Origin of the sequence: Chryseobacterium formosense (assembly GCF_900116415.1) — a bacterium.
GTDB classification, from domain to species: domain Bacteria; phylum Bacteroidota; class Bacteroidia; order Flavobacteriales; family Weeksellaceae; genus Chryseobacterium; species Chryseobacterium formosense.
Window position 1 is genome coordinate 665,041 of record NZ_FPAP01000003.1, and the last position, 22,809, is coordinate 687,849.

Genomic DNA, 22,809 nt, shown 5'->3' on the forward strand with positions numbered 1-22,809 from the left:
CAGCATCTATCTTCACCTTACAAAACTTTCTTAGATATTTTAACTTTCCGATTGATCTTTGAGCCTCAAAAATGCGTAACTTCACGTCTTTAAAATTATTAAAATAATGACTTCAAAGGAAAAAGTAGCTGCACTTCGTGTAGAAATGCAGAAAAACAATGTTGATGCATTTATAGTATACTCGGCAGATCCTCACATGAGCGAATACTTGCCTGAAGAATGGCAGGAAAGAGCCTGGATTTCAGGTTTTCTTGGTTCTGCAGGTTTTGTGGTAATTACAAAAGATAAAGCCGGACTTTGGACAGACGGAAGATATTTCACTCAGGCTCCGATTGAATTGGAAGGTTCAGGAATTGATCTTTTTAAAGACGGAATGGAAGGAACGCCCAATTATATCGACTGGATTATTTCTGAAATTCCTGCAAACGGAAAAGTGGCTGTCAATGCTTTGGCAACATCACATTCTAACTGGGAGCTTCTGTATCAAAAACTGAATGCAAAAAACATAACTTTAGCTGATCTTCCTTTATTGAAAGAAGTCTGGAAAGAAAGAGGAACTCCTTCAAAAAAACCTATTTATACTCATCCAGTAGAAAGAGCAGGGAAATCTGTGACTGATAAAATTTCTGCGATCCGACAGAAAATGGAAGAGCAGGAAGTTGGTGTTCATGTCATCTCAAGTCTTGATGACGTTGCATGGACTTTGAACCTAAGAGGAAGCGATGTAGAAAGCAATCCTGTATTTTTAGGATATATTTTAATTACTAAAAATGATGCAATTCTCTTCACCGACCTTGAAAAAATGGAAGTTGAAGCCAGAAAACAAATGGATGAAGCTTGGGTAAAAATGATGCCTTACGAAGAATTCTACAATCATCTGAGAACCATTAAAAACGAAAATATTTTAGTATCACCCAACAGCAACCAATCGATTTTTAAAGCTTTAAAAATTGAAAATACCTTTGTAAAAGCCGCTGTTCCGGGAAATCTGATGAAAGCTCAGAAAAACGAAACCGAGCTTGAAGGTTTCAGAAAAGTGATGGTAAGAGACGGCGTTGCGATGGTGAAATTCCTTTACTGGCTGACTCACAATGCAGGAAAAGAAGCAATGAATGAATATTCTATCGGACAAAAACTGAGAGAATTCCGTGCTGCAGGAGAAAATTTTGTGGGTGAAAGTTTCGGAAGCATTGTTGGTTTTAAAGAAAATGGAGCAATGATGCACTATTCTGCAAAATCTGAAGGAAGTAAAGACGTGACGAATGACGCCAGTATTTTGGTAGATTCAGGAGGTCAATATCTTGAAGGCACAACCGATATTACGAGAACTTTGGCTTTAGGAGCAGTTTCGGAAGAATTTAAAATCAATTCAACATTGGTTTTGCAGGGAATGATCCGTTTATCGATGGTGAAGTTTCCGAAAGGAACGAGAGGCGTTCAGCTTGATGCCATTGCAAGACTTCCTTTATGGATGAAAGCAAAAGATTATAACCATGGAACAGGACACGGTGTAGGAAGTTTTATGAACGTTCATGAAGGACCGCAAAATATCAGAAAAGATATGAATCCACAGGAACTTTTGGTGGGAATGGTTGTTTCTAATGAGCCCGGTTATTATCTGGAAGGCGACTACGGAATCCGTCATGAGAATCTGATTGCCGTGAAAGAATCTGAAACTAGTTTGCATGGAACTTTTTATGAGTTTGAGACATTGACGTTCTGCCCGTTCTTTAAAAATGATATTGTAAAAGAAATTCTTTCTGAAGAAGAAATCAACTGGCTGAATGCTTATCATAAAACCTGTGAAGAAAAGCTTGCCCCACATTTGGAAGGTGAAGTGAAGGAATGGTTTTTAGAATTGGTAAGCCCGATTTAACAGTGAATTGCGAATGGTCAATTGTAAATTTAAACCATTGAGATCAAATTAAGAAGTTTAGATTATTAAGATTGATTAAACATATAAAAATTGTCCTGTAAATAACTTTGCAGGACAATTTGTTTTTGCAACCGTATTTTCACGGTTTTATTTTCAGTGGAAATCCTGAGAAATATTTCACAGCACTACTTTAGCTTTGCATCAACCGACCACTTTATATATAAGAAAGTTTATTTCTTTGAAAAATCATCTCTGAATATGGGATGATTTTTACTTTTTTACTAATTCAATATATTTTTCCCCACATTCTTCAAATACGACATAATAATTCATTGAGTTGCCATAATTTTGAATAATAATTTCTTCTTTATACAATGTTCCCGACACGTTTCGAGGAAGTGGTAAATCTTTCTCGAGGGGTTTGCCTTCATTATCCAGTCCGCCCAAATATTCGCTCCATTCAATATTTTTGAACGTAATATAATAACCGTCTTTTTTCTCATTCAATTCAATTTCGGCATGATCTGAAAATTTATGGGAATCTGTTTCTAACTTATATTTCAACTGATTTTTTTGATAATATAATGTCATATTCATTTTGCAGGTTGAATTTCCTTTTTTAAATTCATAATTACCTTCAATACTGAATATTGTTTTTGGGGTTTCATAATTCTTTTCTACATTATTGGTGTCTTCAGCGACCGCTTTGGTGTCGGTTTTTTTTATCGTATCGAAATTCTCCTGAACAGATTGTATTTCTTCCCTTTTGGGCATTCGGCCACGTTCAAAACCTGTTATGAAAATAAAAGCCATGATAATTATGCACAATAACAAAACAGAAATAACAATGAGAATCTTCTTTGCAATAGTCAGTTTTGGAATTCTTAGAATAAAGAATATCAAGACTAAAATGACAATTAAAAATAATGCTGCAATACCCATTTTCTAAGTCTTTTTATGTATTTGTTTTAAAATTGAATGAAAATATAATCTGCATTTTGAAATTGCATTTGCTTTATCTAAATCTACAAAAAATTGATGATTTTTCATACTTTGGAGAAATTTTTAAGTTACACACTACTTTTTAGCCCTGATTGAACGGCATGTTTGAGCTCTTTCCGGGATTTTTGGCGGCGGCTTTGCCGCCGCCAAAAATCCCGGAAAAGCGAGTAGTGAAAGCAGGTTCCCGGCTCTTAAAAAAGTTGGAATGTAGAAGAGTTTGAAGGTTTTGAGAGTTGAGAATCTTAAGTAATTAGAGTATTTAAATAACTGAATTTTGAACATGAAATTTTGACTGTTTTGCCATTTAAATTTCCGTAATTTTGCAGCATGAATAACGATACCATTTGCGCGCTTGCAACCGCCAACGGAATAGGAGCTCTAGGAATCATCAGAGTTTCAGGAGATGAAGCATTAACTGTGGTTCAGAAATGTTTTCCTTCAAAAAATCTTGAAAAACAAAAATCTCACACCATTCACTACGGTTATTTTATGGATGAGGAAGAGGCGATTGATGAAGTGATGCTTTCGATTTTTTTGGCTCCGAGAACTTTCACGACGGAAAATTCTGTGGAAATAACCTTCCACGGTTCGCCGCATATTGGTAAACGTATTCTGGAAACACTTATTAAAAACGGAGCCAGAATGGCAAAGGCGGGAGAATTTACACTCCGTGCTTTCATCAATGGAAGAATTGATCTTTCTCAGGCTGAAGCAATTGCCGATGTGATTGCTTCCGAAAATGAGGCTTCAAGAAAAGTGGCAATCAATCAGCTTAAAGGTGGAATTACCAATGAAATTTCGTTTTTGAGAACCGATCTGCTAAATTTTGTTTCTTTAATTGAATTGGAACTTGATTTTGCCGAAGAAGACGTTGAATTTGCAGACCGTTCTGCATTGAATCAGCTTTTAGATAAAATTGAATTAAAATTAAATTCCCTGATTGAAAGTTTCCAATACGGAAACGCCATTAAAAACGGAACTGCCGTTGCCATCATCGGAAAACCGAATGCCGGAAAATCTACCCTTCTGAATGCTTTACTAAAGGAAGAAAGAGCGATTGTGAGCAATATTGCAGGAACAACGAGAGATACGATTGAGGAAATTCTTCACATTAAAGGTCATGCTTTCCGCTTAATCGACACTGCAGGTTTGCGTGAAACAGTTGATGAAATTGAAGCCATCGGAGTGAAAAAGGCCAAAGAAAAAGTGGAAAATGCAGATATTTTGGTGTACCTAGCTGATGCAGCAACAGAAGATTTTTCTGAAGATATTGAGATGATAAAGTCTTTACTGAGAGATGATCTGAAACTTATTATCTGTGCAACAAAAATTGATGAAGTTATTCCTACTCTACACGAAAAAACTGAAGAAATTTTCAGAAATGAAATTGCCCATGAGTTTGATTTTATAAAAATATCCGCCGTTGAAAATCAAAACATTCAGGATTTGAAGAACGAATTATCTTCTTTTGTAGAGCAATTGAAAACTTCCGAAAATAATGTCATCATTACCAATCAACGACACTTTCAGGCACTACAAAAGTCTTTGGATGCCGTGAATAAAGTGAAAGAAGCTATTAATTTTCAGATTTCAACCGAGCTTTTGGCTTATGAACTGAGAAATGCTCTGGAACATCTTGGCGAAATTTCAGGTGAAGTGACGAATGATGAAGTTTTAGGAAATATTTTTTCTAAGTTTTGTATCGGCAAATAAATACAGTTTCTTTTAGTTTCTTATTTTGTCTTTTGTTTGATTTACAAGCATTTATACAATAAACATTTTCCCATATTAATCTTTATTTTTATATTTGGTACAACTTATGTACAACTCGAAACAAAAATCTGTACACCTTTGTACACCTCCAAATATAAAGAAGTAATATGTTAATAACACTAAAGCAAAAAAAAACTAAAAGATGGAATAATAAGTCTCTTCATCGAATATTATAAAGGTTCGAATATTGACGAACAGGGGAAACGTATACATATAAGAGATTTTGAATATCTAAAAATATATCTACATGCCAATCCTAAAACACCAGCTGAAAAAAAAGAAAACAAGGAAAATCAAAAATTAGCGGAAAGTATTTTGGCAATTCGAAATGCCGAGTACCTTCAGGGTAAGTTTAAAATCCGAGATAAAGCAAAAGATAAAAAGAGATTTCTAGATTACTTTGAAGAGATAACTGAAGAGAAAATAAATTCTTTAAATAACTACGGTAACTGACTTCTACATTAGTGCACCTCAAAAAGATTATTCCAGCCAATTTTCTATTCGAAGAAATTGATGAAAACTTTATAAAAAAAGTAAAGAATTATATCGATAATAATGCTAGAACAAAAAGCGATCTTCCGTTATCAACAAACTCAAAATACTCCTACTTCAATAAATTCAAAGCATCTTTAAGAAGAGCTTTTGATGAGGGTTATTTACCGATTAACTATTCAGCAAAAATAAAATCGTTTGAACAAGCAAAAAGTCAGAGAGAATATCTAACACATAGTGAGCTACAAAAACTGGCAACAACTTCTTGTAAATACGAAGTTTTGAAGAAAGCATTTATTTTTTTATGTCTTACCGGATTGAGATGGTCTGATATCAATTCTTTATTGTGGTCAGAGGTTAGGGACGAGGGAGATGTTAGTAGGATTAACTTTAGGCAAGAAAAGACGGACGGTGTTGAATATCTTTACATACCAAAACAGGCAAGACAGTTACTTGGAGAAAGGGGTTTAGGAAAGTGAGAGTTTTTAAAGGTTTAAAATATGGTGTCGTTTTTAATAATGAAATAGTGAGATGGTGCAATAGGGCAGAAATTTCAAAGCATATAACTTTTCACAGTGCCAGGCACACCAATGCTGTCCTATTGTTAGAGAATGGAGCAGATATCTATACAGTTTCTAAGAGACTGGGACACAGAGAGATCAGAACAACAGCAATTTATGCTAAAATTGTGGATGAAAAAATGAAAGAGGCAGCTGAAATATACCACAGTTAGATATTGATATCTAGCCTTCCCCAAAAAATATATTTGAAATATTTTTTGTTCCCAATCTGAAAAATAAAGTTGATACAGAAATGATTCCATACTATTTTTTTGACCGTACATAAAGTGAAGCTTCTTCTGTTATTTCAGAATTTGATTTGCTGCTGTTTTGTAACAACCACAAATCAATCTTTTTTCTTTCGAAGAACAGAACTTTTCCACCAGGTTTTGAAGATGGAATTTGAGATGTATGCACCAACTTGTAGATGTAAGACTTGGTAAATCCAGTATAATCGGATAGCTCTTCAACATTTAAGATTTCTTTTAATCCAAAAATAAATCTCTCAATACGATTTAGTTTCTGGATAATAGTTTCGTTTTCCATAAATCTGATATTAATATGAAAACAAAATTCAGCATCAGAAGGCACATACGCAATAAATCAGGGCATTACGGTTTAAAAAATAGTATAAAAGAATAATTACTTGTTTCAGAATTAAATATTGCTACATTTTAGCTCTTTTTAATTGATTTTACTATTTGGTGTGAACTTCTAGCTGAAAATCTTTTGAATCTCATTTAGCATCTACTTATGATAGTAAGCAATATTACAGTTTTGTAATCGCGCGAGAGATTAATTCAATATTAGAATCCAAAATTCCATATTCTTTAGCTAAATATGGCCAATAGCTCAATGCAAACCGTGTTTGTTCAATAATACCATTAATAATTGCATTTGAGAGCTTTGCTTCTTCACCGAGTTTTATAAGATGCTTAACCTCTATATTTCGCCCTTCTCCCATTACCATCATACTCTGCTCACCACCAGGTCCACTAGAAAAAGTAAGATCGTACGCAGGTGATAATTTCCATTCCCCTGTTTCATCCATTAAAAAACTAAAATTTTTAGCATGGTCATCACGGTTATTTGCAAACACATTAAAAACAGCCATACGAAACATTTTTTCAACTTCCCTGGCATCTTTAGTTAAAGCAAATGTAAGCCCTATGAGGTCTTCGTAGTCTAGTGACGGATATCTGAAATTAGTATGTATCAAGCCTGCTACTGTATGCATATGCAACCTTCTATTACCATCTCTATCAAATCTTTTTACCGCAAAGTAACCACAACCTTTCTTTGCCTTAAATAAGTGCACATCAGGAATATCTAAACCTGCCTCTTTAGCCATCAAAGCATACACATATTCGATTGCACCAGCATCTAAGCCATCCTGCGAATTAGGAAATTTGACTAACCAGTTTTCAAAACCTTCGCCTAATTTTTTTGCTCCGTATGAAATATTTTTTCTATCAAAATCAACCCCAATTAATGCTTTAGGCCTAGCTCCTGCTGAAGATCCATTTAAAACTAAAAGCTCTTTGAGTACTTCTTCTGAGTTCCCTTCCAAAACTTGTTCCGCTTGACTAGCAAGTTGATCTAAATCAATTAACTCATCTTCCAATGAGTGACTATTGTCAGGTTCATATACCAAAGCTCCCATGCCATATAATCCAACATTAGCCAAGCGGTCAAGTGAATTAATATCGGTCGGCAAAATTCCTTTAGCTCGCATTATACGGTCGAATAATAATCGCCCCCAGCCGTCAGGCAAACTATCACCAAACACCCCCGCTAAACCATCAAAAGGAGTCTGTGGCAATTCTGACAGACCATTTTTAAGAGGAAGATGAAAAGGTGATATTTCTAATCCCCTCTGTACAAACTCTTCATCATATTCAAAATATATGATATTATCCCTGATAGCCAAACGACCTACTGGATCTGCCTTGGATCCGAAGTCCAGTGCTACTTTTATCTCTTTTATACTTTGCATTATTTCTTTCTACCTCTTTGTCTTTTGGCTACATTATCATTTTCTTTCAAGACATCATCTATTGTCTTAAAATTGATTTTGGGAGGTTCAAGACTAGTCACTAATTCTTCTAGCCCTCCAACTACGGAAAGTAATTTTAGAAAGGAGTTCAATGATATCACACCTTTCTGCTCATATTTTCTTAATGTAGATAAAGCAACTCCTGAACGTTCTGCTAACCCCTCTTGTGTAAGTTCCAAATTCAATCTTCTAGCACGTATACTTTGTGCTAGTTTTCTTTGAGCTTTTGCTGGCGATATAAATACCATTATTGTAATATTTAAATATATAATTGTGCAACAAATATCATTATTGTATTACAAATATACGATAATAGTAGAGCATTTCTCTTAAATTTTCCTTAAGAACTACCGTTTTAAGTAATTAAATTAAAAAAAACACAACTTGCATCTAAAAACTTGTTTTAGTATAAACTTACTCTAAATTTTATACTTACAGAAACGCAATTTGAAAGTTAGCAACAATAAATAATAATTTACAATTTTAAGAAGTAATATCCACAAAATCAAATATATCAATACCTCTTTCGAACAATAGTATTGTAGTCCTTTTCTTCATGTGACCATTTAAGGCTGTCGATCGTTTTCTTCAATCATTTATTTTTGAAATACATATTACTACTTTTTAAAATTTAGTAAAATTAATTACTGATTTTGTTACAATAAATTGTATTATGGAAAAAGAAAATCAATCTCAGAAGAAATAATACTCGAATTGTACGGAGATTATGTCCTCAATCACGGTGAAAAGCCAAAAAACATTTATCGTTTTGCCAAAGACAATGAGTTTGAAAAAAAAAACTTCTATGATTACTTTGCCAGCTTTGAGCAGATTGAGAAACAAATGCTCGTTAACTTGTTTCTAAAATCTGTTGAACTTGCGGCTGAAGTAAACGAAGCTGAAGAAATTACTTCAAAAGAAAAACTCTTAAACGTTTAATCAATACATCTAAAACATTTATTGTTGTAGATTTTCACCTTCACCAATAGTAACAGTTAAAGCACCTGTAGAATATAGATGATCAAGAGCTTTATAAGTATTTGCTTCAAAATCATTGTATTTACTGTAATCTCTATCTTTTTCATATGAATATACATGCTCGCCAATTCGAATATCCCTACTATCTGGATCAACAAATAATATAGGATTATTAACTGCATAATTATAGGGACTATGTCTTCTGTGTCTTTCCGCCAGTGGATCATTCACACCCCATCTACCAATATCAGCCATATACATCCTTGCTCCATAATCATACATTCCTGTCTCTTGTAGTTCTTTGCCGTTATACTTGTAGTTTTGGTATGCTTCTGCACCATAATATGCTCCGCCAGTTTTTAGGTGATTCATTCCAAAAGGGTAATAATCATTAGCGTCTACAATCTCAAGAACTCCTGCGCTGTTTCTGCCATAAGAAACTATTACATTTCCCAAATGATCTTTGTATTGGTAAATATTCTGATCTTTTATATAATCATAAAACCCTTCTGCAGTAGGAAAAACTGCAATTCTGGATTTTTAGCATTTAAAACTTTTTTCATTTAATTAGGACATCATAAGAATGATAGTTATAAAAACAATAATTTAGTTGGTACAAGAGGCTTGTCTTATACGATAAACTTTTGCAGATTTTATGATGAAGTACCGAAATGACTATTATAATTTAACAAATTACTGCTCGTCTACATTATTAAACTTACTTGTCTTTCAACCGATGCTGCGCACTCCATTTCTTGGGTTTCATCCCGTGATGTTGCTCAAACAACCTTCCGAAATAACTCAAATTGGTAAAACCTAACTGATATCCTGTTTCAGAAACCGACAGATAATCATCCTTCATCAATCTCGCTGCCTCCTGCATCCGTAGAAATTGACTATACTCATAAATACCTTTCCCAAAAATTTGTGTAAAAAGCTTTCGCAGTTTAAGTACATTCATACCACTGATTTTTACCATCTCATCCTGTGGCAAACGCTTTTCTGATGAATTCGAAATCGCATCCCGCACACGGTAAAGAGCGGCTATCTCGTCTTTTCGGAGACTTTGATATTTGATATGTTGCCGTTTAGAAAGATTCTTAAAAAGCAGATACAGCAGCTCCAATGTTTTCAATTTGTAGTACGCTTCGGACAGTATGTCCAATTCCGCAATTGTGGCAATTATATTAACAAGATCTGCCATCTCCGGAGACATGAATTCTTCTATTAACAATGTTTTGTCATCATTAAAGAGATAACGGAATGCCTCCTGATCTTTGCCGATAAAACGTTTGAGAAAATCAAGATCGATCAGTATCGTAATTTGGGTGATCGTGATTGCTTTAGGAAATACCACTTCACTTTCCATATGTAAGGGAGATATCCGGATGTGAGGTCGGGCCTGAATTGATTTTTCTTCATTATGCTTCTGACGATCATCTGAAGAATGGCTAAAAATGTTCTGGAAAGAAAAAAGCAGACCTTTTTTTACAGCATCAATAGGTTTCCTTCGATATGTAAATGTCTCTTTCGCAATGACAGAACGAATCATTAACAGCATTTCCGGAAGCATATCAACGATATGAATCTCATTGAGTCGTAAAAGATCCAGCGTATTGCCGAATTCAGATGCAGGCATTCCCAATTTCTCTGCCAGCTCAAGCATCTGTTTCTTATTATCAGTCAAATTCATTTTATGGACTATTTTTATTCCAAAAAGGACTATTTTATTCTTAAATGTAAAACTAATTTTGTAATAAGCATTTAAAAATTATAAAAATGAAAAAGAATATTTTAATATCGGGTGGCGGAATTGCAGGACTGACAGCCGCAAAATTTCTATCAAAACAAGGACATCACATAACGGTGATCGACAGGGCTCCTTCTTTTACGAAGGCAGGTTTCCTCATCTCTCTGAAGAGTTTTGGTATCCGGATAATGGAAGAACTTGGATTGATAGAAGAACTTCAAGCCGCCTCCTCCCCATCTGAGTTCGTGAGTTTTTTAGAAAAAGATGAGCAACTTATTCAACGCATCAGCTACAAAAAAATGAACCAGAATATTGAACGTTCAGTGCTGATCTCCCGCGGTGGACTTCATAACGTGTTGTATGATAATCTAAAAGATCAGGTGGATATTCTTTTCAACACCACGATTTCCGGGATTTCTTCAAGAGGTAATAAAAGCGAGGTGATGTTATCTGACGGAAACAGTATGGAAGCCGATCTTGTTATTGTTTCTGAAGGCTTACGTTCATCAACGAGGGAATGTTATTTTACAGATTCACAAATGGAAGATTTCAATACGTTGTACATGGGTGGAAGACTAAAGACGAAACACTCGTTGACAGTGGGCAATTTTAAAATTTATATTGATGTGAACAAAATGCTCTCTATCTACCCGATTGCAAACAATGAAATCGCTATCCAGTGCTACATTCGTCATATGAGTGATATTGCAACAATAAAGCAAAAATCAGCAGACCTGTTACTTAATTCTTTCAATGATTATAGCATCGAGGTAAGGGATCTGCTCGATCGTTTTACTGAAGAAGGCTTAATGTTTGTTGATAAAATGGGCATGGTAGACGCGCCTGATCTTGTTAACGGAAATATGGTTCTGCTGGGTGATGCTGGATACTGTCCCACGGCTCTATCCGGTATGGGAGCATCGCTTTCTATCTATGGAGCGAAGGCATTATCGCATTTTATCAGCAAAACACCTGATGATTTAACATCCGCCTGCAGCAATTATAATAGATTGATGCAACCCATCATCAGTAAATTCCAGAGCAATGCCAGAAATAACGCGTCTTCGTTTATCCCTCATGATACGCAAAAGCTTGATCACTTTATAGAATCTTTCAGGTCTGCTTCCGACAAGGAAATAAAAGGAATAATGACCGATCCGATCATACTCACCGAAGACCAGTTGAATTTTAAAACCAGTTAGGTTATGAGTTTTAAAAAAATACTTTCCATCATCATGGGTTTTGGAAGCATTGGTGTTTTAAGTTCGGTACTTGCAAAAATACAAGGGGTTTTGTTTCCGACTTCTATGCAGCTGTTTGAACAGACCATCTGGACTTCTGATGATATCATTCAGCTTATTATCAAATTAGTTTGTGTTTATGTAAGCTGTATCACAGGAGGTATTGTAACAGCGTTGTTCGGAGGTGAAAAGAGACAGCTAATTGTTGTGGGAATAAGCATTATGTCAGTGATTATCTGGCTATGGATAATTGTCATTCATCCGTTATGGTTCTGGGCATTATTGCTCGCGGGAATTATCCCTTTTATTCTAATCGGAAATAAAATCAAACAAACATTTCTGTGAACGCTCCTTGTAAGTATTCCGTCCATATTTGCGGTATTTTATAGGCTGCAAAAGCATCTTTATAATATCTTGGAATATATATTACAATCTTATGTCTCTATTAAGAATAATCAGTTGGTTTGTTACAATGCCAATTCACCTGCGGCTTGATAATAAAATCCACACTCAATCCTAAGATCAGATATGAGATCAGAATATTCTTGATGTCGCCTGATTTGAGAATCTTGAAGTTAAGTGGTTGTAGATTTCCATTTTGCAAGTAGGTACTGGTCAAAATAAATATAATGATAACACAGAAACTATACGGAAATTTAGTCAATGGATTGTATATGAACAGAAAAGACAGGGTAAGCAACTAGTGACAGCAATTTCATTGTCATCATTCTAAAAATATAGTTTGAACATCTAAGATGCCGGCAGGATATCTTCAAAGAACTTCGCAATATTCTTTTTCAATTTTTTAAAAATGCCCGATTCACCAAATTCCTTATTATCATAGCCTATTGGAAAACCCTTTTCTACATATTGATTGTTTTTCTCAGTGGTAAGATTTTGAAAGCCATCGTTCACAAATCCAATTTTATCGGTATGAATATCCAAGTATTTTATAGAAGTATTTTTGGAAAAATTTAACTTTCTGATATTGATGGTCTTAATCTCTTTCTTCAGATCAGATCTAAAATACAGATTCATTTTCTTGGTATCGATGACCGTTTGCCATTCGCCGGGATGTATTGAATTTAAAATATTCCAGGCATAGTCGACAGGCTTTTCATCATAGGTATAATTTTTCAGCATGTAATATGCCCGGTTATAGCGATCTTCCCAATTTTTGTTTTTGTCGAAATCAAATTTTTCATTTCCGCCCAGAAAATCATATTTTTTAGCAGCCGTGAGATCTTTATGATACTGATTATTGCATAGTAAAGGTACTGGCATTTCCTTATTTGTAAGGACTTTATATTGACCATCTAACAGGGCAATTGTTGCAGAATTTCCTTTGGCATCAGTCAGGAAAAAATGGCTTCCGGCCGCGTTGGGCCACCAGTTGATGTTAGGCCCATCATTCAGATGATCCACCACTTCTTCTACACTTTTGTAGTTATCCAACTGGTATTGGATCCATTGTGCCCAGAACATATCAGGCTGTTTTGGATGATATACTTTACTGGTCTCTTCCAGATATAATTCAACCAGAAAGAGACCTTTTTCATTAACTCCGTAACAAGGGAAATCATATCCCAAAAGATTAAAGGTGACAGATCCGAATTTTGACGTCCATCTTTTCTGAGCTTGTAGCTGATCAGTTGTCAAATTCTGCCAGCTGATATTCCTTTTTGGGATATCGCGCTTGTTGATCACAACCATTCCCGGCATGGTTTTCCAGTTTTCGTTAAAGCCAACAACGTTATAATCTTTACCTGTCAGCAAGAATGCCGAGCATGCTTTACTGTGGACTGAGAAGATGAAAGCAAACATTAAGATACAGCGCAGAAAGAAAATTTTCATTAAGTATATTATTTATTTTAATGACCGGCAGGAATAGATAGATTGGCGGGTCTGGATCTCTTCATAGAACTTTATGTTATATGATTTAAATAATTAATTCTAAACAAATCTACAATTATTACCCCAATAAAGTCAATGGTTATTTGTAACCAAAATTTGATCAAATCTTAAAAATTCTGACTGGAATAAATCTTACAGATAAACGTTCTTTATGTCTCACCTCTGTTCAATGTACGGCCAGTAAGCAACTATATAGGATTATATACCAAATAATTATGATAGGAGCTAAAGATTTTTTATTTTTAGTGACCTGTCTTTTTCTTAACACCGGAAATTAAAAAGCAATGATTTGACTATGCAGTCAAATCATTGCTTTAGAAAAAATTCATAATGGTTGGTTATATTACTATTAGTCTCCTAAAAATATCAAACTGTAGGCGATGATCCGCTATCTACAGAAATTCGCTCCTGTTATATATTGAGCTTCGGAAGAAGCCAGAAAGGCAACGATAGTAGCGACTTCACTTGGTTCTGCAATCCTTCCTAGCGGTACGCCAACCGTATTGATAATGTTTTGGAACGTATCGTCAAAACTTTCTCTTCAAGATAGATGATACTTACTATAGCATTAAGCTTCAGTGCATTGCTGAAAATCCCGATGACCGATGTGGGAGAATAGACCGGATAAGTAATTTCTTGTTCTGATATAGATAAACAAAACCGCTTTAAAACCTCATCACCATAAAAAAGGTGATTAGATAAGGCATACTAACAAATTTTAAATTCATGACAAATCCCGACGAATGTCGGGATTTGTGTTATTCAATAGGTTAATTCTCTATTCCATTCTAGGCTATCATCAATTATTGACAATTACGCGGTATATTCACCTTCTTCCTCTTTATGCCAGAATCGCACCTCGGTTGCACGCACTTTGATCAGACAAATCCCGGGAGTCTCAATTCCTTGCGGAAACCATTGGTCAAGGCCTTCAATCCATTTTTCTTTAAGCGTGTCCTTATCCTTAATAATTTCACCGGTACCGGTACATTCGATAAATAACAGGTCATCAGTCTGGTAAATAAGATTGACATGATGATTGTTCATGATCTGGTCGACTTTATGGCTGTCCTCATAGGAAAAGAACCAGGAGTCGCCATCATACTCAACTTTACCGTTGTTGCTCATAGGCCTTGAATGGGAGACCTGTTTTTTGTCCTGCGTGACCATCATACAGAAATCGAGGTTCTTCATTCTTTCTGCAATGGTTTTCAATGATGCTTTTTTCATAATACTGATATTTTGGTTTAGTGGTGATCATATCCTGAGTTCACAAATATCAAGGAATTGATCTGCTTTGCTAGCACAAACCAAAATGCATACCGATACATGATGTCTGGTGCGTCAGCATTCGTTTATCAAAATAATATGCTTCAATTAATTGCTCATTTAAATCTTGATAAAAACGAAAAAATGATTTTTATTCTATAAACTTGAAAATTTCTCATTAGAGATTTCGGTTTTATTGTTTTTAAGGAATGGTACTTTGTATTACAAAACCTTTATATTAAAAATAGCAGCAAATTTAAATACCTAAACACCTTCAAAGTTTTGGTGGCTTTTTCTATTTAAAACAAATGAATAAACCGTGTAGTTATTTTACTACATAAACTTCCATTTTCCACTACAAAGAAACTTTTATCGCTGCCGTAGATTTGTATTGTTCAAAAGAGGATAACTAAATAAAAAAATAAAAAATACGATCATGACAAAACAAATAGCAACCGCAGTCTTAACTATAGCAGCAATCATATTAGGAACTAATAATGTTCAGGCTCAAAATACAAATGCAACAACAACAGTAAATATTACCCTGAATGATGTGATCTCCATCGACGCCGGAAGTACTGCAATCGGTAATACGGTTGACTTCAACTATGCTACTGCAGCAGACTACAACTCTGATCAAACCGTTACCAAAGCCAACTCTTTGAAAGTGACTTCAACAAAGAACTTCAATGTAAAAGTAAAAGCAGGAGGTGCTAATTTCTTGAACGGAACAAATACAATTCCTGTAAATGTTTTAACCATCAAAGCAGCTGCAGCGGCCGGAACAATGGGCGGAACAAAAACGGCTGTCGTTTTATCTGCAACTGATCAGACTTTAGTGTCAAATGCTCCACTAGGAAGTGCATTGACATTGAATTTGGATTACATGATTCCAGCTTCGAAATCATCATCTTCGGATATTTTAGGTAAACCAGCAGGAACTTATACGCAAACAGTAACTTATACTGCAACTGCTTTATAAATAAATTTTTTCATATTAATATTTTGTGATTTGGTGTTTCGAAGGCTTCCTACAGGAAGCCTTTGATTTTGTATGTGTTGATATTGATATAGAAAAAATCAAAATCCTGTAATAAGTATCTATCAGCGGACGAACAATAAAAGTATTAGCAGGATCAATAACCGAGATCATAGAATTCAATTCTTAGAATTCTCTATGATGGAAACTACAATAGGAGTGGAAAATATAATTTATGATTATGATTACGCGCAGGTATGAATAGGAATTTTTCGAAAATAATTTTTATTTTAGTCTCAAAGCAAAGCTATGATCATACCGGAAGAACTTTTATTTCAACATGGAGCAGTAGTTAAAAACTATTCTGAATCTGAAATTATTTTCAGTGAAGGCCATAGTTCGAAATATTATTATCAGATACAGGAAGGTACTGTAAAAATCAGCAATATTTTTGGTGATGGTAAAGAATTCGTTCACGGTTTTCCTTTTAAAGGTCATTGTTTCGGTGAGTCGTACTTACTGACCGATAAACCGTATGCAATCAGTGCAACAGCCTTGACTGCATGTACAATAATCTGCTTAGCTAAGGATGCATATCTGAATCTCGTAAAAAATAATCTGGAAGTGTTGCGTGATGTTAATCGCTACACGGCAGAGCGTCTTCATTTCAGATACTTGATATCTTCTTTTTTAGCGATAAGTGATCCGTTGATGAGGATTCAAAAGCTACTTGATCATCTAAAAGATTATTATGGTTACTCTGAACCCTATAGCTTCCCTGTGCCATTTACCAGACATCAGCTGGCAAGCCTTACTGGTTTACGAGTGGAAACAATCATCAGGGTCATTAAAAAAATGCAGGCTCTGCAAATCTTAAGAATCGAACACAGCAAAATTTACTATTAAGATTTTTTTATGATATCATAATTGCTTTGGTTCTATATTTGATACCTCTCTCCTACACCAAAAATATTCATATGATTTCTTTACTCAACGATGCTCCGGAAAACGTGGCAGCATTCAGTGCAAGCGGCGATATTAGTCTAACTGATTTTGAAAACATTATCATTCCTCATGTGGAAAAGAAAATGGAAAGGTTTAATGAATTAAACTACCTCCTCTATCTTAATAATGATTTACCAAAAACTGATGTCGATGTATGGTTATCCCAATCTCTTTTAAAACTAAATAAAATTTCATCTTGCAATCGTGCTGCCATTATAAGTGATGATTTCGGATTGCAAAAGATTACCGCCTTACATACAAATAAGTTCAGAATTTTTTCCACCGATAATGTCTATAATGCAATGTATTGGTGTAACAATGGCAACTGAAACCCAGCATAATTTGTATACGATTAAACTACTATTAACTGTTCAAATAAGTACAGGTGAATATAATATCATTTGAAAAAAATGTTTCTCGGGAAACAATCGATAACAATCGGGAGAATTTAAAAATTGCTCAACTCAATCTTTCAGATTTTAACAAAAGAATGGGAAAAGACTATGATCTTCTTTGTAGGTTTACAAACGACCATCCTAGATTTTTTTTACTGCAGGACTTAAGATATCCCGAAAACACCAATACAATAGCAAGTCAAATCAATTGGCTGCTAATGTGGAAAAGGGAAATTAAAGACAGAATATATTTTAAGATATTTTTTAATGATATTCAGAGAGAATTTGAAGAAATTAGCCGATACCATTCTCCCTACATTCAAAAAGACAACGTATATTATAAAGCGGTGGAAGATTTTAAAAAGAAATATACAGACTATGCCCCGCTAGGTTTTTTAAGTAAAGAAGATGAAGATTATATCAAAGATGAAATAAATAAAAAATTTTTAAAGTATATCGAATAACGATAAAAATATTCTGCTTATAGAAATAGTGAAACACAAGTGTATTTACAGTTCAGAATTTACAACTAATAATCGAAATTATTTTTCCTTTCTCTAATTTACATTGTACTATATTCGACTACGATCATTTAAATTAAAGGCATGTTTTTAGATTACTTTAATTTTCATTCATTAAAAAACAAATACAATGAATTTAAAACAAATACTAAAAGAAGCCAATGCGTGCATAGCTAATGGTAACTACGATCAATTTTTAACATATTGTACAATTGATACCCACTGGACATTCGTAGGAGAAACATCTCTAACAGGAATTGATGAAGTCAGGGATTATATGAATGAAGCCTATATTAAACCACCTAAGTTTAAGGTTGATATAATGATAGAAGAAGGAAATTATTTAACAGCAGTAGGTACAATAAGCATTGTAAACACAAACTCTTTATGGATAGATTATGAGTATTGCGATGTATGGAGATTTGAAAATGGTAAGTTGGCGGAACTAAAAGCCTTTGTTGTCAATTGATTAAATTCGTTAACACTTTGTAATATTGGATGACCTGGATCACTATGAGGCAATCTCATTCACCTTACGAAAAGTAAGATTGATTCGTTCTTTCATTAATTTAGATGATTTGGCAATACGATGTTCCCAATGTTCCTGAAGGTCCCCTTTCATCATCAGCAACGAGCCATGGGGAAGCGGAATACTATGCCTGCTCTGATGGTGGTTCAGCTTTCTGAAATCAAATCTCCTTGTTTGTCCGAGGCTTAGTGATGCGATAACTGGGCGATTTCCATACCTGCTTTCCTTATCTCTGTGCCAAGCCACGGAATCGTTGTGATCCCTGTACAGATTAAGAAGAACTGAATTGAACTCATAGCCAAAAGCTTCCTCTATTCTACTTTTCAAGGAAAGTAACTCAGGTGTCCAGGCATTTACTTCAAATTCACTGCCTCCTAATTTGTAGGATTTCTCACTATCGCCATACCATGCTGTCAGGCGCGGAGTTACCACCTTTTTGTCATATATCGTCTGAACCCGCTGTTTCCATGGTGTATTATCAAGAAGTTTTGCAAAAAGTAAATCTGATTCTTCAGATGTTAAGAAGTGTTCTCTGAATTCCAACAAATCCTTTGGAAAAGTATAAAATTCCTCTGCGCTGAATAAACTGAGTTGACCCATTGTGATATTAACTTTAATATTAATTGTATAAGATTCTATTCTTTGTTATAATAGCATTTTTTCATCATTTGTGTGTTTACTTCTCTTCCGGGAAGTTTTTTATTTTAAGAGGTAAACCCTGAAATTTTATGTTCCATTTTCTGAACGGTCTTTTTAAGATCATCAATCATCCCATTTAATTCATTTTGATCCGGCAGGAAAGGTTTGTAATTCTTAGGTAATATTCCGTAGGAATAACTCCAAACTTCCAAAACATCCTCCATTGCAATATCATAAGGCTGGTAAAATGAATTATCAGATTTTACAGTAATTGATTTTCCTGCTTTCCCTAAAAAAATTTTGTATGTGATTCCGTCGTTGGTCACAAAAATATATTCCTTGTTTGTTTTTAGCTGTTCCAAATTTTCAACATATTCTCCAATGATAATTGAACCATCTGCAAAAGGCGGCATGGAATCACCATCTGCAAGGAATGCTCTGAACTTTCCGTTCTTAAGAAAAGGCAGTTGCATTTTCTGCAAATTGTCAATAAATTCAGGATCACTGTAGCCACTTAAATATCCCATCGATGCTTTTTGCGGAACAATCTCTATGTAATTTTCACCCGTTTCATTGACAACTATCGGTAGGATAACTCTATTATCCGGAAGGTTCAACATCTCATCAACAGGATATTTTCTGATATCGACAGTCAGCAGTAAATCAATGCTGATTTTAAAATATTTGGAAATCCTGATCAGCACTTCAAGAGGCGGCTCAGAACGATCTTCCTCATAAGTTGCATACCGACCTCTTGTGATGGAAAGATCATCAGAAATTTTCTGCTGAGATACTTTTTGCCTGTCTCTGAGAAACCGCATGTTTTCGGATAAAATTGACATTGCTATAATTTATAGCAACAAATATACAATTTTTTGCTACAAATCGTAATAATTTTACAGCATGGAAAGAGCAATAGTGCATATGGATTTGGATACGTTTTTTGTTTCCTGTGAGCGGCTAAAAAACTCCGAACTGGAGAAAAAGCCTATCATCATTGGAGGCGGAGACCGTGGTGTCGTGGCATCCTGCTATTATGAAACCCGCTTTTTGGTGTGCGAAGTGCAATGCCCATTAAAATGGCATTAAAGCTATGCCCCGAAGCAAGGGTTATTAAAGGTGATATGGAAATGTATTCTAAAATATCTCATGTGGTTACAGAGGTTATTCAGGAAAAAGTTCCAGTATTGGAAAAAGCGAGTATTGACGAGTTTTACCTTGATCTTTCAGGAATGGACAAGTTTTTTGGATGCTACTAATGGACCAATGAAATTGCAAACGCTGTTACTAAAAATACAGGTTTGCCCATCAGCTTTGCCTTATCCACCAATAAAACCGTGGCAAAAATAGGAACTGGAGAATCTAAGCCTACGGGTAAATTTGAGATCAGGGAGATACTGCACCATTTCTATTCAGGATTTTGGAAAATATTTCAAATCTGCAAACAGAGTTTCTCCCAACAGTTATAGAATTAGCAACTCCCAACGCCCTTTAGTAATACAAATCGATTTTTAAATAAACCCAGATAAATAGAAAAAAAACAACTGAACAATGATGATCAGTTGTTTTTTTTGTTACGGTTGCCCGCTTCCGCCTGCTGAACCATAAATTTGTCCTGTTGCGAAACTAGCATCGTTTGCTGCAAGTTGCACAAAAATGGATGCCAACTCCGCTGGTTGACCAGGTCTTTCAAAGGCTGTATCCTGACCAAAAACCTCAATATTTTCCTGAGTCTGACCACCACTTATTTCCAGTGCAGTCCAAACAGGACCCGGTGCTACACCATTTACTCTGATTCCTTTTGGTCCTAATTGCTTAGCCAAAGATTTTACGTAGCTTGTGGTTGCTGCTTTTGTCTGCGCATAATCATATAAATCCTCGGATGGATCGTAAGCCTGAACAGATGATAGGCCTATAATGCTTGAACCTGGCTTTAGATGAGGCAATGCTGATTTTATCAACCAAAACGGCGCATAAACATTAGTCTTCATTGTTCTGTCAAATGCTTCAGTACTTATATCTAAAATAGATTCATTGGATTTTTGATGTCCTGCGTTGTTAACGAGAATATCCAATCCATCAAGCTTTTCAACAGCTTGTTCAATCAACTCCTTACAAAAAGATTCTTCACGAAGGTCGCCCGGAATTCCAAAGGCTTTGACTCCTGCTTTCCTCATATGCTCAAGAACCTGATCAGCATCAGATTGTTCCTCTGGGAGATAACTGATAACGACATCAGCTCCTTCGCGAGCATAAGCAATAGCAGCAGCTCGGCCAATTCCTGAATCACCACCAGTAATTAACGCTTTTCTACCTTTTAATCTATTCGATCCAACATAAGTTTCCTCACCGTGATCCGGAACAGGATTCATTTTATGAGCCAGACCCGGAAATGGTTGAAATTGTCTTTCGAAAGGTGGTTTAGGATATTTTGACCTTGGGTCTTCTAATGCATTACCCTGTTTACTAATTAATACTTCTGCGTCTTTTGACGTTAATTTTTCCATAATATATATTTTAAGTTAATGGTGTTGATATAACAAGTATGGCATATCGTGCCCGATTTGGCATTAATAATACATTTATTACAAGGATTATTCCAACAAAATCAGATGTGGTATATGTTTATTTTAAAGAAAATATAATTAGTATCTACAATTATAAAGCAGCAATTATTTTTACATAAACGATAAGAATAGGAATGTAATTTGAATAAGTAAGAGCAAAATAATCTATTATGAGTAATATACATTGGCCATAATAGGTCGTGCCTTCGGCAACATATAAATCTGAATTGGGATTCTCTCTATCAGAAGCTTATTGTCCCTCTAATATTTTTAAGAAATAAAATAATGAGTAACCAAAAAGTCTCTAATCGAATATCAGATATCTTTTCAGTATCAGAAAGACGCATTTTTCTAATTTTTATTATTTCTTGAGTGTATAGATGTTGCTTTTCTTTTTACTGAAACCTAACTTTTTATATAAGCTGATGGCCGAAATCCGGTGTTCTTCAGTAAAAAGCAATACTTCACTCAATTGTAGATCGTTAGAAATGGACAATAGTTTTTCTATAAGCTTTTTCCCGATCCCCAGTTCACGATGATTCTCATCCACGATCACATCTTCGATCCAGCCTTTGCTACCAGAAATCACTTTATATACTGCCATTGAAGCAATTCCCACGATCTTATCTTCTATGAGGCAGCCAAGTAATGTCACATGGTTGTTCTCTATTAAAATCTCGTTCAGTTTCAACTGTTTTTTGTTAGGGCTTAGTTGCTTGAATAGTTCATAAACCTGATCTTGGACGCCTGCGCTGAGATTGGCTTTGTTTAAAACAACGATCTGCATTATTCTATATCTTTTAATTTTACAACTGCATTTGATTGCATCTCCTCTGTTAAGTTCAGTGTTTTTCCTAGCTTTTGTGATGCATTTACAAAAGTAATAAACACACATAATTCCGAAATTTCTCTATCCGAAAAATATTCCCTAAGCATATCAAAATGTGCTTCCGAAATAGAATGATGGTTCTTGCAAAATAATTCTGCGAAGGCAGCCGCCATGGAGATTTTCATTTGCGACTTGTCGAAGTCAGGTTTTCCGCCCTTTACCATGCAGTATTCACAGCCATTTTCAAAGGCCATTGTCCTACGCACCTGCTCCAGCAACTCTGTGTCCAGCGAATTTCCCTCCCACAAAGTTTCTTCCAGATTATTCCATTTTTTAAGAAAATCTTTATTATGCCCAATAAGCCTTTCAAATGGAGTATTTCCATTGTTTGAAAATTGTATTCTTACCATATCTTTCTTATTTATATCACAAAT

At 35.0% G+C, this 22,809-nt stretch carries 27 protein-coding genes and 1 pseudogene; 14 read left to right on the plus strand and 14 right to left on the minus strand.

The annotated features are described in order from the left end of the window. Positions 1–106 precede the first annotated feature (106 nt). Positions 107–1,876 (plus strand): aminopeptidase P family protein, encoded by a 1,770-nt coding sequence (locus tag BM371_RS14385; RefSeq protein WP_034678808.1) that lies wholly within the window; start codon positions 107–109, stop codon positions 1,874–1,876. Positions 1,877–2,146: 270 nt separating this feature from the next. Here the strand turns inward: BM371_RS14385 and BM371_RS14390 are convergent, their stop codons facing one another. Next, positions 2,147–2,818: a hypothetical protein gene (locus tag BM371_RS14390; protein ID WP_131431012.1), complete on the minus strand. Its 672-nt coding sequence runs from the start codon at positions 2,816–2,818 to the stop codon at positions 2,147–2,149. A gap of 387 nt (positions 2,819–3,205) precedes the next feature. Between BM371_RS14390 and mnmE the strand changes: the two genes are divergently transcribed. From mnmE to BM371_RS20775, 4 genes are all read left to right on the plus strand, one after another. Next, positions 3,206–4,591 (plus strand): tRNA uridine-5-carboxymethylaminomethyl(34) synthesis GTPase MnmE, encoded by a 1,386-nt coding sequence (mnmE, locus tag BM371_RS14400; protein WP_034678811.1) that lies wholly within the window; start codon positions 3,206–3,208, stop codon positions 4,589–4,591. 246 nt (positions 4,592–4,837) lie between these two features. Further along, positions 4,838–5,104, plus strand: coding sequence for a hypothetical protein (locus BM371_RS20765; RefSeq protein ID WP_262486427.1), 267 nt, complete (start codon positions 4,838–4,840; stop codon positions 5,102–5,104). 11 nt (positions 5,105–5,115) lie between these two features. After that, positions 5,116–5,622 (plus strand): site-specific integrase, encoded by a 507-nt coding sequence (locus BM371_RS20770; protein WP_228376797.1) that lies wholly within the window; start codon positions 5,116–5,118, stop codon positions 5,620–5,622. Positions 5,623–5,669: 47 nt separating this feature from the next. Beyond that, complete coding sequence (locus BM371_RS20775; RefSeq protein WP_228376800.1) at positions 5,670–5,876, plus strand: tyrosine-type recombinase/integrase; 207 nt, start codon at positions 5,670–5,672, stop codon at positions 5,874–5,876. A gap of 91 nt (positions 5,877–5,967) precedes the next feature. On the opposite strand, the gene BM371_RS14410 is transcribed toward BM371_RS20775, so the two are convergent. The 3 genes from BM371_RS14410 to BM371_RS14420 form a co-directional block, all read right to left on the minus strand. Beyond that, positions 5,968–6,249: a helix-turn-helix transcriptional regulator gene (locus BM371_RS14410; protein WP_034678812.1), complete on the minus strand. Its 282-nt coding sequence runs from the start codon at positions 6,247–6,249 to the stop codon at positions 5,968–5,970. Positions 6,250–6,472: 223 nt separating this feature from the next. Then, positions 6,473–7,699, minus strand: a complete 1,227-nt coding sequence (locus tag BM371_RS14415; protein ID WP_177225353.1) for a type II toxin-antitoxin system HipA family toxin — start codon at positions 7,697–7,699, stop codon at positions 6,473–6,475. Then, complete coding sequence (locus BM371_RS14420; RefSeq protein WP_034678816.1) at positions 7,699–8,007, minus strand: helix-turn-helix domain-containing protein; 309 nt, start codon at positions 8,005–8,007, stop codon at positions 7,699–7,701. Before BM371_RS14420 ends, BM371_RS14415 begins: the two co-directional genes overlap by 1 nt. 418 nt (positions 8,008–8,425) lie before the next feature. Here BM371_RS14420 and BM371_RS14425 point away from each other — a divergent pair, with 418 nt between their 5' ends. Further along, the gene (locus BM371_RS14425; RefSeq protein WP_051882986.1) at positions 8,426–8,698 is read left to right on the plus strand and encodes a hypothetical protein; all 273 of its coding nucleotides are present in this window, start codon (positions 8,426–8,428) and stop codon (positions 8,696–8,698) included. An 18-nt stretch (positions 8,699–8,716) separates the two neighbouring features. Here the strand turns inward: BM371_RS14425 and BM371_RS14430 are convergent, their stop codons facing one another. Together BM371_RS14430 and BM371_RS14435 are read right to left on the minus strand one after the other, a co-directional pair. After that, entirely contained in the window at positions 8,717–9,193 is a 477-nt protein-coding gene (locus tag BM371_RS14430) for an RHS repeat-associated core domain-containing protein (RefSeq protein ID WP_034678817.1), read from the minus strand. Between the two features lie 262 nt (positions 9,194–9,455). Next, positions 9,456–10,430: a helix-turn-helix domain-containing protein gene (locus BM371_RS14435; RefSeq protein WP_051882989.1), complete on the minus strand. Its 975-nt coding sequence runs from the start codon at positions 10,428–10,430 to the stop codon at positions 9,456–9,458. A gap of 86 nt (positions 10,431–10,516) precedes the next feature. Between BM371_RS14435 and BM371_RS14440 the strand changes: the two genes are divergently transcribed. Together BM371_RS14440 and BM371_RS14445 are read left to right on the plus strand one after the other, a co-directional pair. Continuing rightward, entirely contained in the window at positions 10,517–11,689 is a 1,173-nt protein-coding gene (locus tag BM371_RS14440) for an FAD-dependent monooxygenase (RefSeq protein WP_034678819.1), read from the plus strand. Positions 11,690–11,692: 3 nt separating this feature from the next. Continuing rightward, positions 11,693–12,073: a hypothetical protein gene (locus BM371_RS14445; RefSeq protein WP_131431013.1), complete on the plus strand. Its 381-nt coding sequence runs from the start codon at positions 11,693–11,695 to the stop codon at positions 12,071–12,073. 405 nt (positions 12,074–12,478) lie between these two features. Here the strand turns inward: BM371_RS14445 and BM371_RS14450 are convergent, their stop codons facing one another. The 3 genes from BM371_RS14450 to BM371_RS14460 all read right to left on the minus strand — a co-directional run bounded on the left by BM371_RS14450 (position 12,479) and on the right by BM371_RS14460 (position 14,872). Further along, on the minus strand, positions 12,479–13,582 hold the full coding sequence (locus BM371_RS14450; RefSeq protein WP_081874586.1) for a linear amide C-N hydrolase: 1,104 nt from the start codon (positions 13,580–13,582) through the stop codon (positions 12,479–12,481). Positions 13,583–14,030: 448 nt separating this feature from the next. Next, positions 14,031–14,153, minus strand: a complete 123-nt coding sequence (locus tag BM371_RS14455; RefSeq protein WP_081874589.1) for an SDR family oxidoreductase — start codon at positions 14,151–14,153, stop codon at positions 14,031–14,033. A 302-nt stretch (positions 14,154–14,455) separates the two neighbouring features. Next, on the minus strand, positions 14,456–14,872 hold the full coding sequence (locus BM371_RS14460) for a pyridoxamine 5'-phosphate oxidase family protein (RefSeq protein WP_034678823.1): 417 nt from the start codon (positions 14,870–14,872) through the stop codon (positions 14,456–14,458). A 475-nt stretch (positions 14,873–15,347) separates the two neighbouring features. Here BM371_RS14460 and BM371_RS14465 point away from each other — a divergent pair, with 475 nt between their 5' ends. The 5 genes from BM371_RS14465 (at position 15,348) to BM371_RS14485 (ending at position 18,280) form a co-directional block, all read left to right on the plus strand. Further along, positions 15,348–15,893, plus strand: a complete 546-nt coding sequence (locus tag BM371_RS14465; protein ID WP_074958757.1) for a peptidoglycan-binding protein LysM — start codon at positions 15,348–15,350, stop codon at positions 15,891–15,893. Between the two features lie 306 nt (positions 15,894–16,199). Next, positions 16,200–16,796, plus strand: a complete 597-nt coding sequence (locus BM371_RS14470; protein ID WP_034679569.1) for a Crp/Fnr family transcriptional regulator — start codon at positions 16,200–16,202, stop codon at positions 16,794–16,796. Between the two features lie 71 nt (positions 16,797–16,867). Then, the gene (locus BM371_RS14475; protein WP_034679567.1) at positions 16,868–17,224 is read left to right on the plus strand and encodes a SpoIIAA family protein; all 357 of its coding nucleotides are present in this window, start codon (positions 16,868–16,870) and stop codon (positions 17,222–17,224) included. Positions 17,225–17,280: 56 nt separating this feature from the next. Next, positions 17,281–17,754 (plus strand): hypothetical protein, encoded by a 474-nt coding sequence (locus BM371_RS14480; RefSeq protein WP_131431025.1) that lies wholly within the window; start codon positions 17,281–17,283, stop codon positions 17,752–17,754. A gap of 187 nt (positions 17,755–17,941) precedes the next feature. Then, positions 17,942–18,280, plus strand: coding sequence for a nuclear transport factor 2 family protein (locus BM371_RS14485; protein ID WP_034679561.1), 339 nt, complete (start codon positions 17,942–17,944; stop codon positions 18,278–18,280). Positions 18,281–18,322: 42 nt separating this feature from the next. Here BM371_RS14485 and BM371_RS14490 read toward each other — a convergent pair whose 3' ends face one another. Together BM371_RS14490 and BM371_RS14495 are read right to left on the minus strand one after the other, a co-directional pair. Then, on the minus strand, positions 18,323–18,940 hold the full coding sequence (locus BM371_RS14490) for an alpha-ketoglutarate-dependent dioxygenase AlkB family protein (protein WP_034679558.1): 618 nt from the start codon (positions 18,938–18,940) through the stop codon (positions 18,323–18,325). A gap of 104 nt (positions 18,941–19,044) precedes the next feature. Next, complete coding sequence (locus tag BM371_RS14495) at positions 19,045–19,821, minus strand: helix-turn-helix domain-containing protein (protein WP_034679555.1); 777 nt, start codon at positions 19,819–19,821, stop codon at positions 19,045–19,047. A gap of 61 nt (positions 19,822–19,882) precedes the next feature. Here BM371_RS14495 and BM371_RS14500 point away from each other — a divergent pair. Continuing rightward, positions 19,883–20,373 (plus strand): annotated as a pseudogene (locus BM371_RS14500) (DNA polymerase Y family protein); the annotation flags it as partial. 180 nt (positions 20,374–20,553) lie between these two features. Here the strand turns inward: BM371_RS14500 and BM371_RS14505 are convergent. The 3 genes from BM371_RS14505 to BM371_RS14515 form a co-directional block, all read right to left on the minus strand. Further along, entirely contained in the window at positions 20,554–21,486 is a 933-nt protein-coding gene (locus BM371_RS14505) for an SDR family oxidoreductase (protein WP_074958759.1), read from the minus strand. Between the two features lie 421 nt (positions 21,487–21,907). Next, the gene (locus BM371_RS14510) at positions 21,908–22,333 is read right to left on the minus strand and encodes a GNAT family N-acetyltransferase (protein WP_034679552.1); all 426 of its coding nucleotides are present in this window, start codon (positions 22,331–22,333) and stop codon (positions 21,908–21,910) included. Further along, complete coding sequence (locus BM371_RS14515) at positions 22,333–22,785, minus strand: carboxymuconolactone decarboxylase family protein (RefSeq protein ID WP_034679549.1); 453 nt, start codon at positions 22,783–22,785, stop codon at positions 22,333–22,335. Before BM371_RS14515 ends, BM371_RS14510 begins: the two co-directional genes overlap by 1 nt. Between the last annotated feature and the right edge of the window lie 24 nt (positions 22,786–22,809).

What these genes read in the sequence shown, in the direction of transcription:
- BM371_RS14385 (WP_034678808.1), top strand. Translation starts at nt 107, where the DNA reads ATGACTTCAAAGGAAAAAGTAGCTGCACTTCGTGTAGAAATGCAGAAA.
- BM371_RS14390 (WP_131431012.1), bottom strand. Translation starts at nt 2,818, where the DNA reads ATGGGTATTGCAGCATTATTTTTAATTGTCATTTTAGTCTTGATATTC.
- mnmE (WP_034678811.1), top strand. Translation starts at nt 3,206, where the DNA reads ATGAATAACGATACCATTTGCGCGCTTGCAACCGCCAACGGAATAGGA.
- BM371_RS14410 (WP_034678812.1), bottom strand. Translation starts at nt 6,249, where the DNA reads ATGGAAAACGAAACTATTATCCAGAAACTAAATCGTATTGAGAGATTT.
- BM371_RS14415 (WP_177225353.1), bottom strand. Translation starts at nt 7,699, where the DNA reads ATGCAAAGTATAAAAGAGATAAAAGTAGCACTGGACTTCGGATCCAAG.
- BM371_RS14420 (WP_034678816.1), bottom strand. Translation starts at nt 8,007, where the DNA reads ATGGTATTTATATCGCCAGCAAAAGCTCAAAGAAAACTAGCACAAAGT.
- BM371_RS14435 (WP_051882989.1), bottom strand. Translation starts at nt 10,430, where the DNA reads ATGAATTTGACTGATAATAAGAAACAGATGCTTGAGCTGGCAGAGAAA.
- BM371_RS14440 (WP_034678819.1), top strand. Translation starts at nt 10,517, where the DNA reads ATGAAAAAGAATATTTTAATATCGGGTGGCGGAATTGCAGGACTGACA.
- BM371_RS14445 (WP_131431013.1), top strand. Translation starts at nt 11,693, where the DNA reads ATGAGTTTTAAAAAAATACTTTCCATCATCATGGGTTTTGGAAGCATT.
- BM371_RS14450 (WP_081874586.1), bottom strand. Translation starts at nt 13,582, where the DNA reads ATGAAAATTTTCTTTCTGCGCTGTATCTTAATGTTTGCTTTCATCTTC.
- BM371_RS14460 (WP_034678823.1), bottom strand. Translation starts at nt 14,872, where the DNA reads ATGAAAAAAGCATCATTGAAAACCATTGCAGAAAGAATGAAGAACCTC.
- BM371_RS14465 (WP_074958757.1), top strand. Translation starts at nt 15,348, where the DNA reads ATGACAAAACAAATAGCAACCGCAGTCTTAACTATAGCAGCAATCATA.
- BM371_RS14470 (WP_034679569.1), top strand. Translation starts at nt 16,200, where the DNA reads ATGATCATACCGGAAGAACTTTTATTTCAACATGGAGCAGTAGTTAAA.
- BM371_RS14475 (WP_034679567.1), top strand. Translation starts at nt 16,868, where the DNA reads ATGATTTCTTTACTCAACGATGCTCCGGAAAACGTGGCAGCATTCAGT.
- BM371_RS14485 (WP_034679561.1), top strand. Translation starts at nt 17,942, where the DNA reads ATGAATTTAAAACAAATACTAAAAGAAGCCAATGCGTGCATAGCTAAT.
- BM371_RS14490 (WP_034679558.1), bottom strand. Translation starts at nt 18,940, where the DNA reads ATGGGTCAACTCAGTTTATTCAGCGCAGAGGAATTTTATACTTTTCCA.
- BM371_RS14495 (WP_034679555.1), bottom strand. Translation starts at nt 19,821, where the DNA reads ATGTCAATTTTATCCGAAAACATGCGGTTTCTCAGAGACAGGCAAAAA.
- BM371_RS14505 (WP_074958759.1), bottom strand. Translation starts at nt 21,486, where the DNA reads ATGGAAAAATTAACGTCAAAAGACGCAGAAGTATTAATTAGTAAACAG.
- BM371_RS14510 (WP_034679552.1), bottom strand. Translation starts at nt 22,333, where the DNA reads ATGCAGATCGTTGTTTTAAACAAAGCCAATCTCAGCGCAGGCGTCCAA.
- BM371_RS14515 (WP_034679549.1), bottom strand. Translation starts at nt 22,785, where the DNA reads ATGGTAAGAATACAATTTTCAAACAATGGAAATACTCCATTTGAAAGG.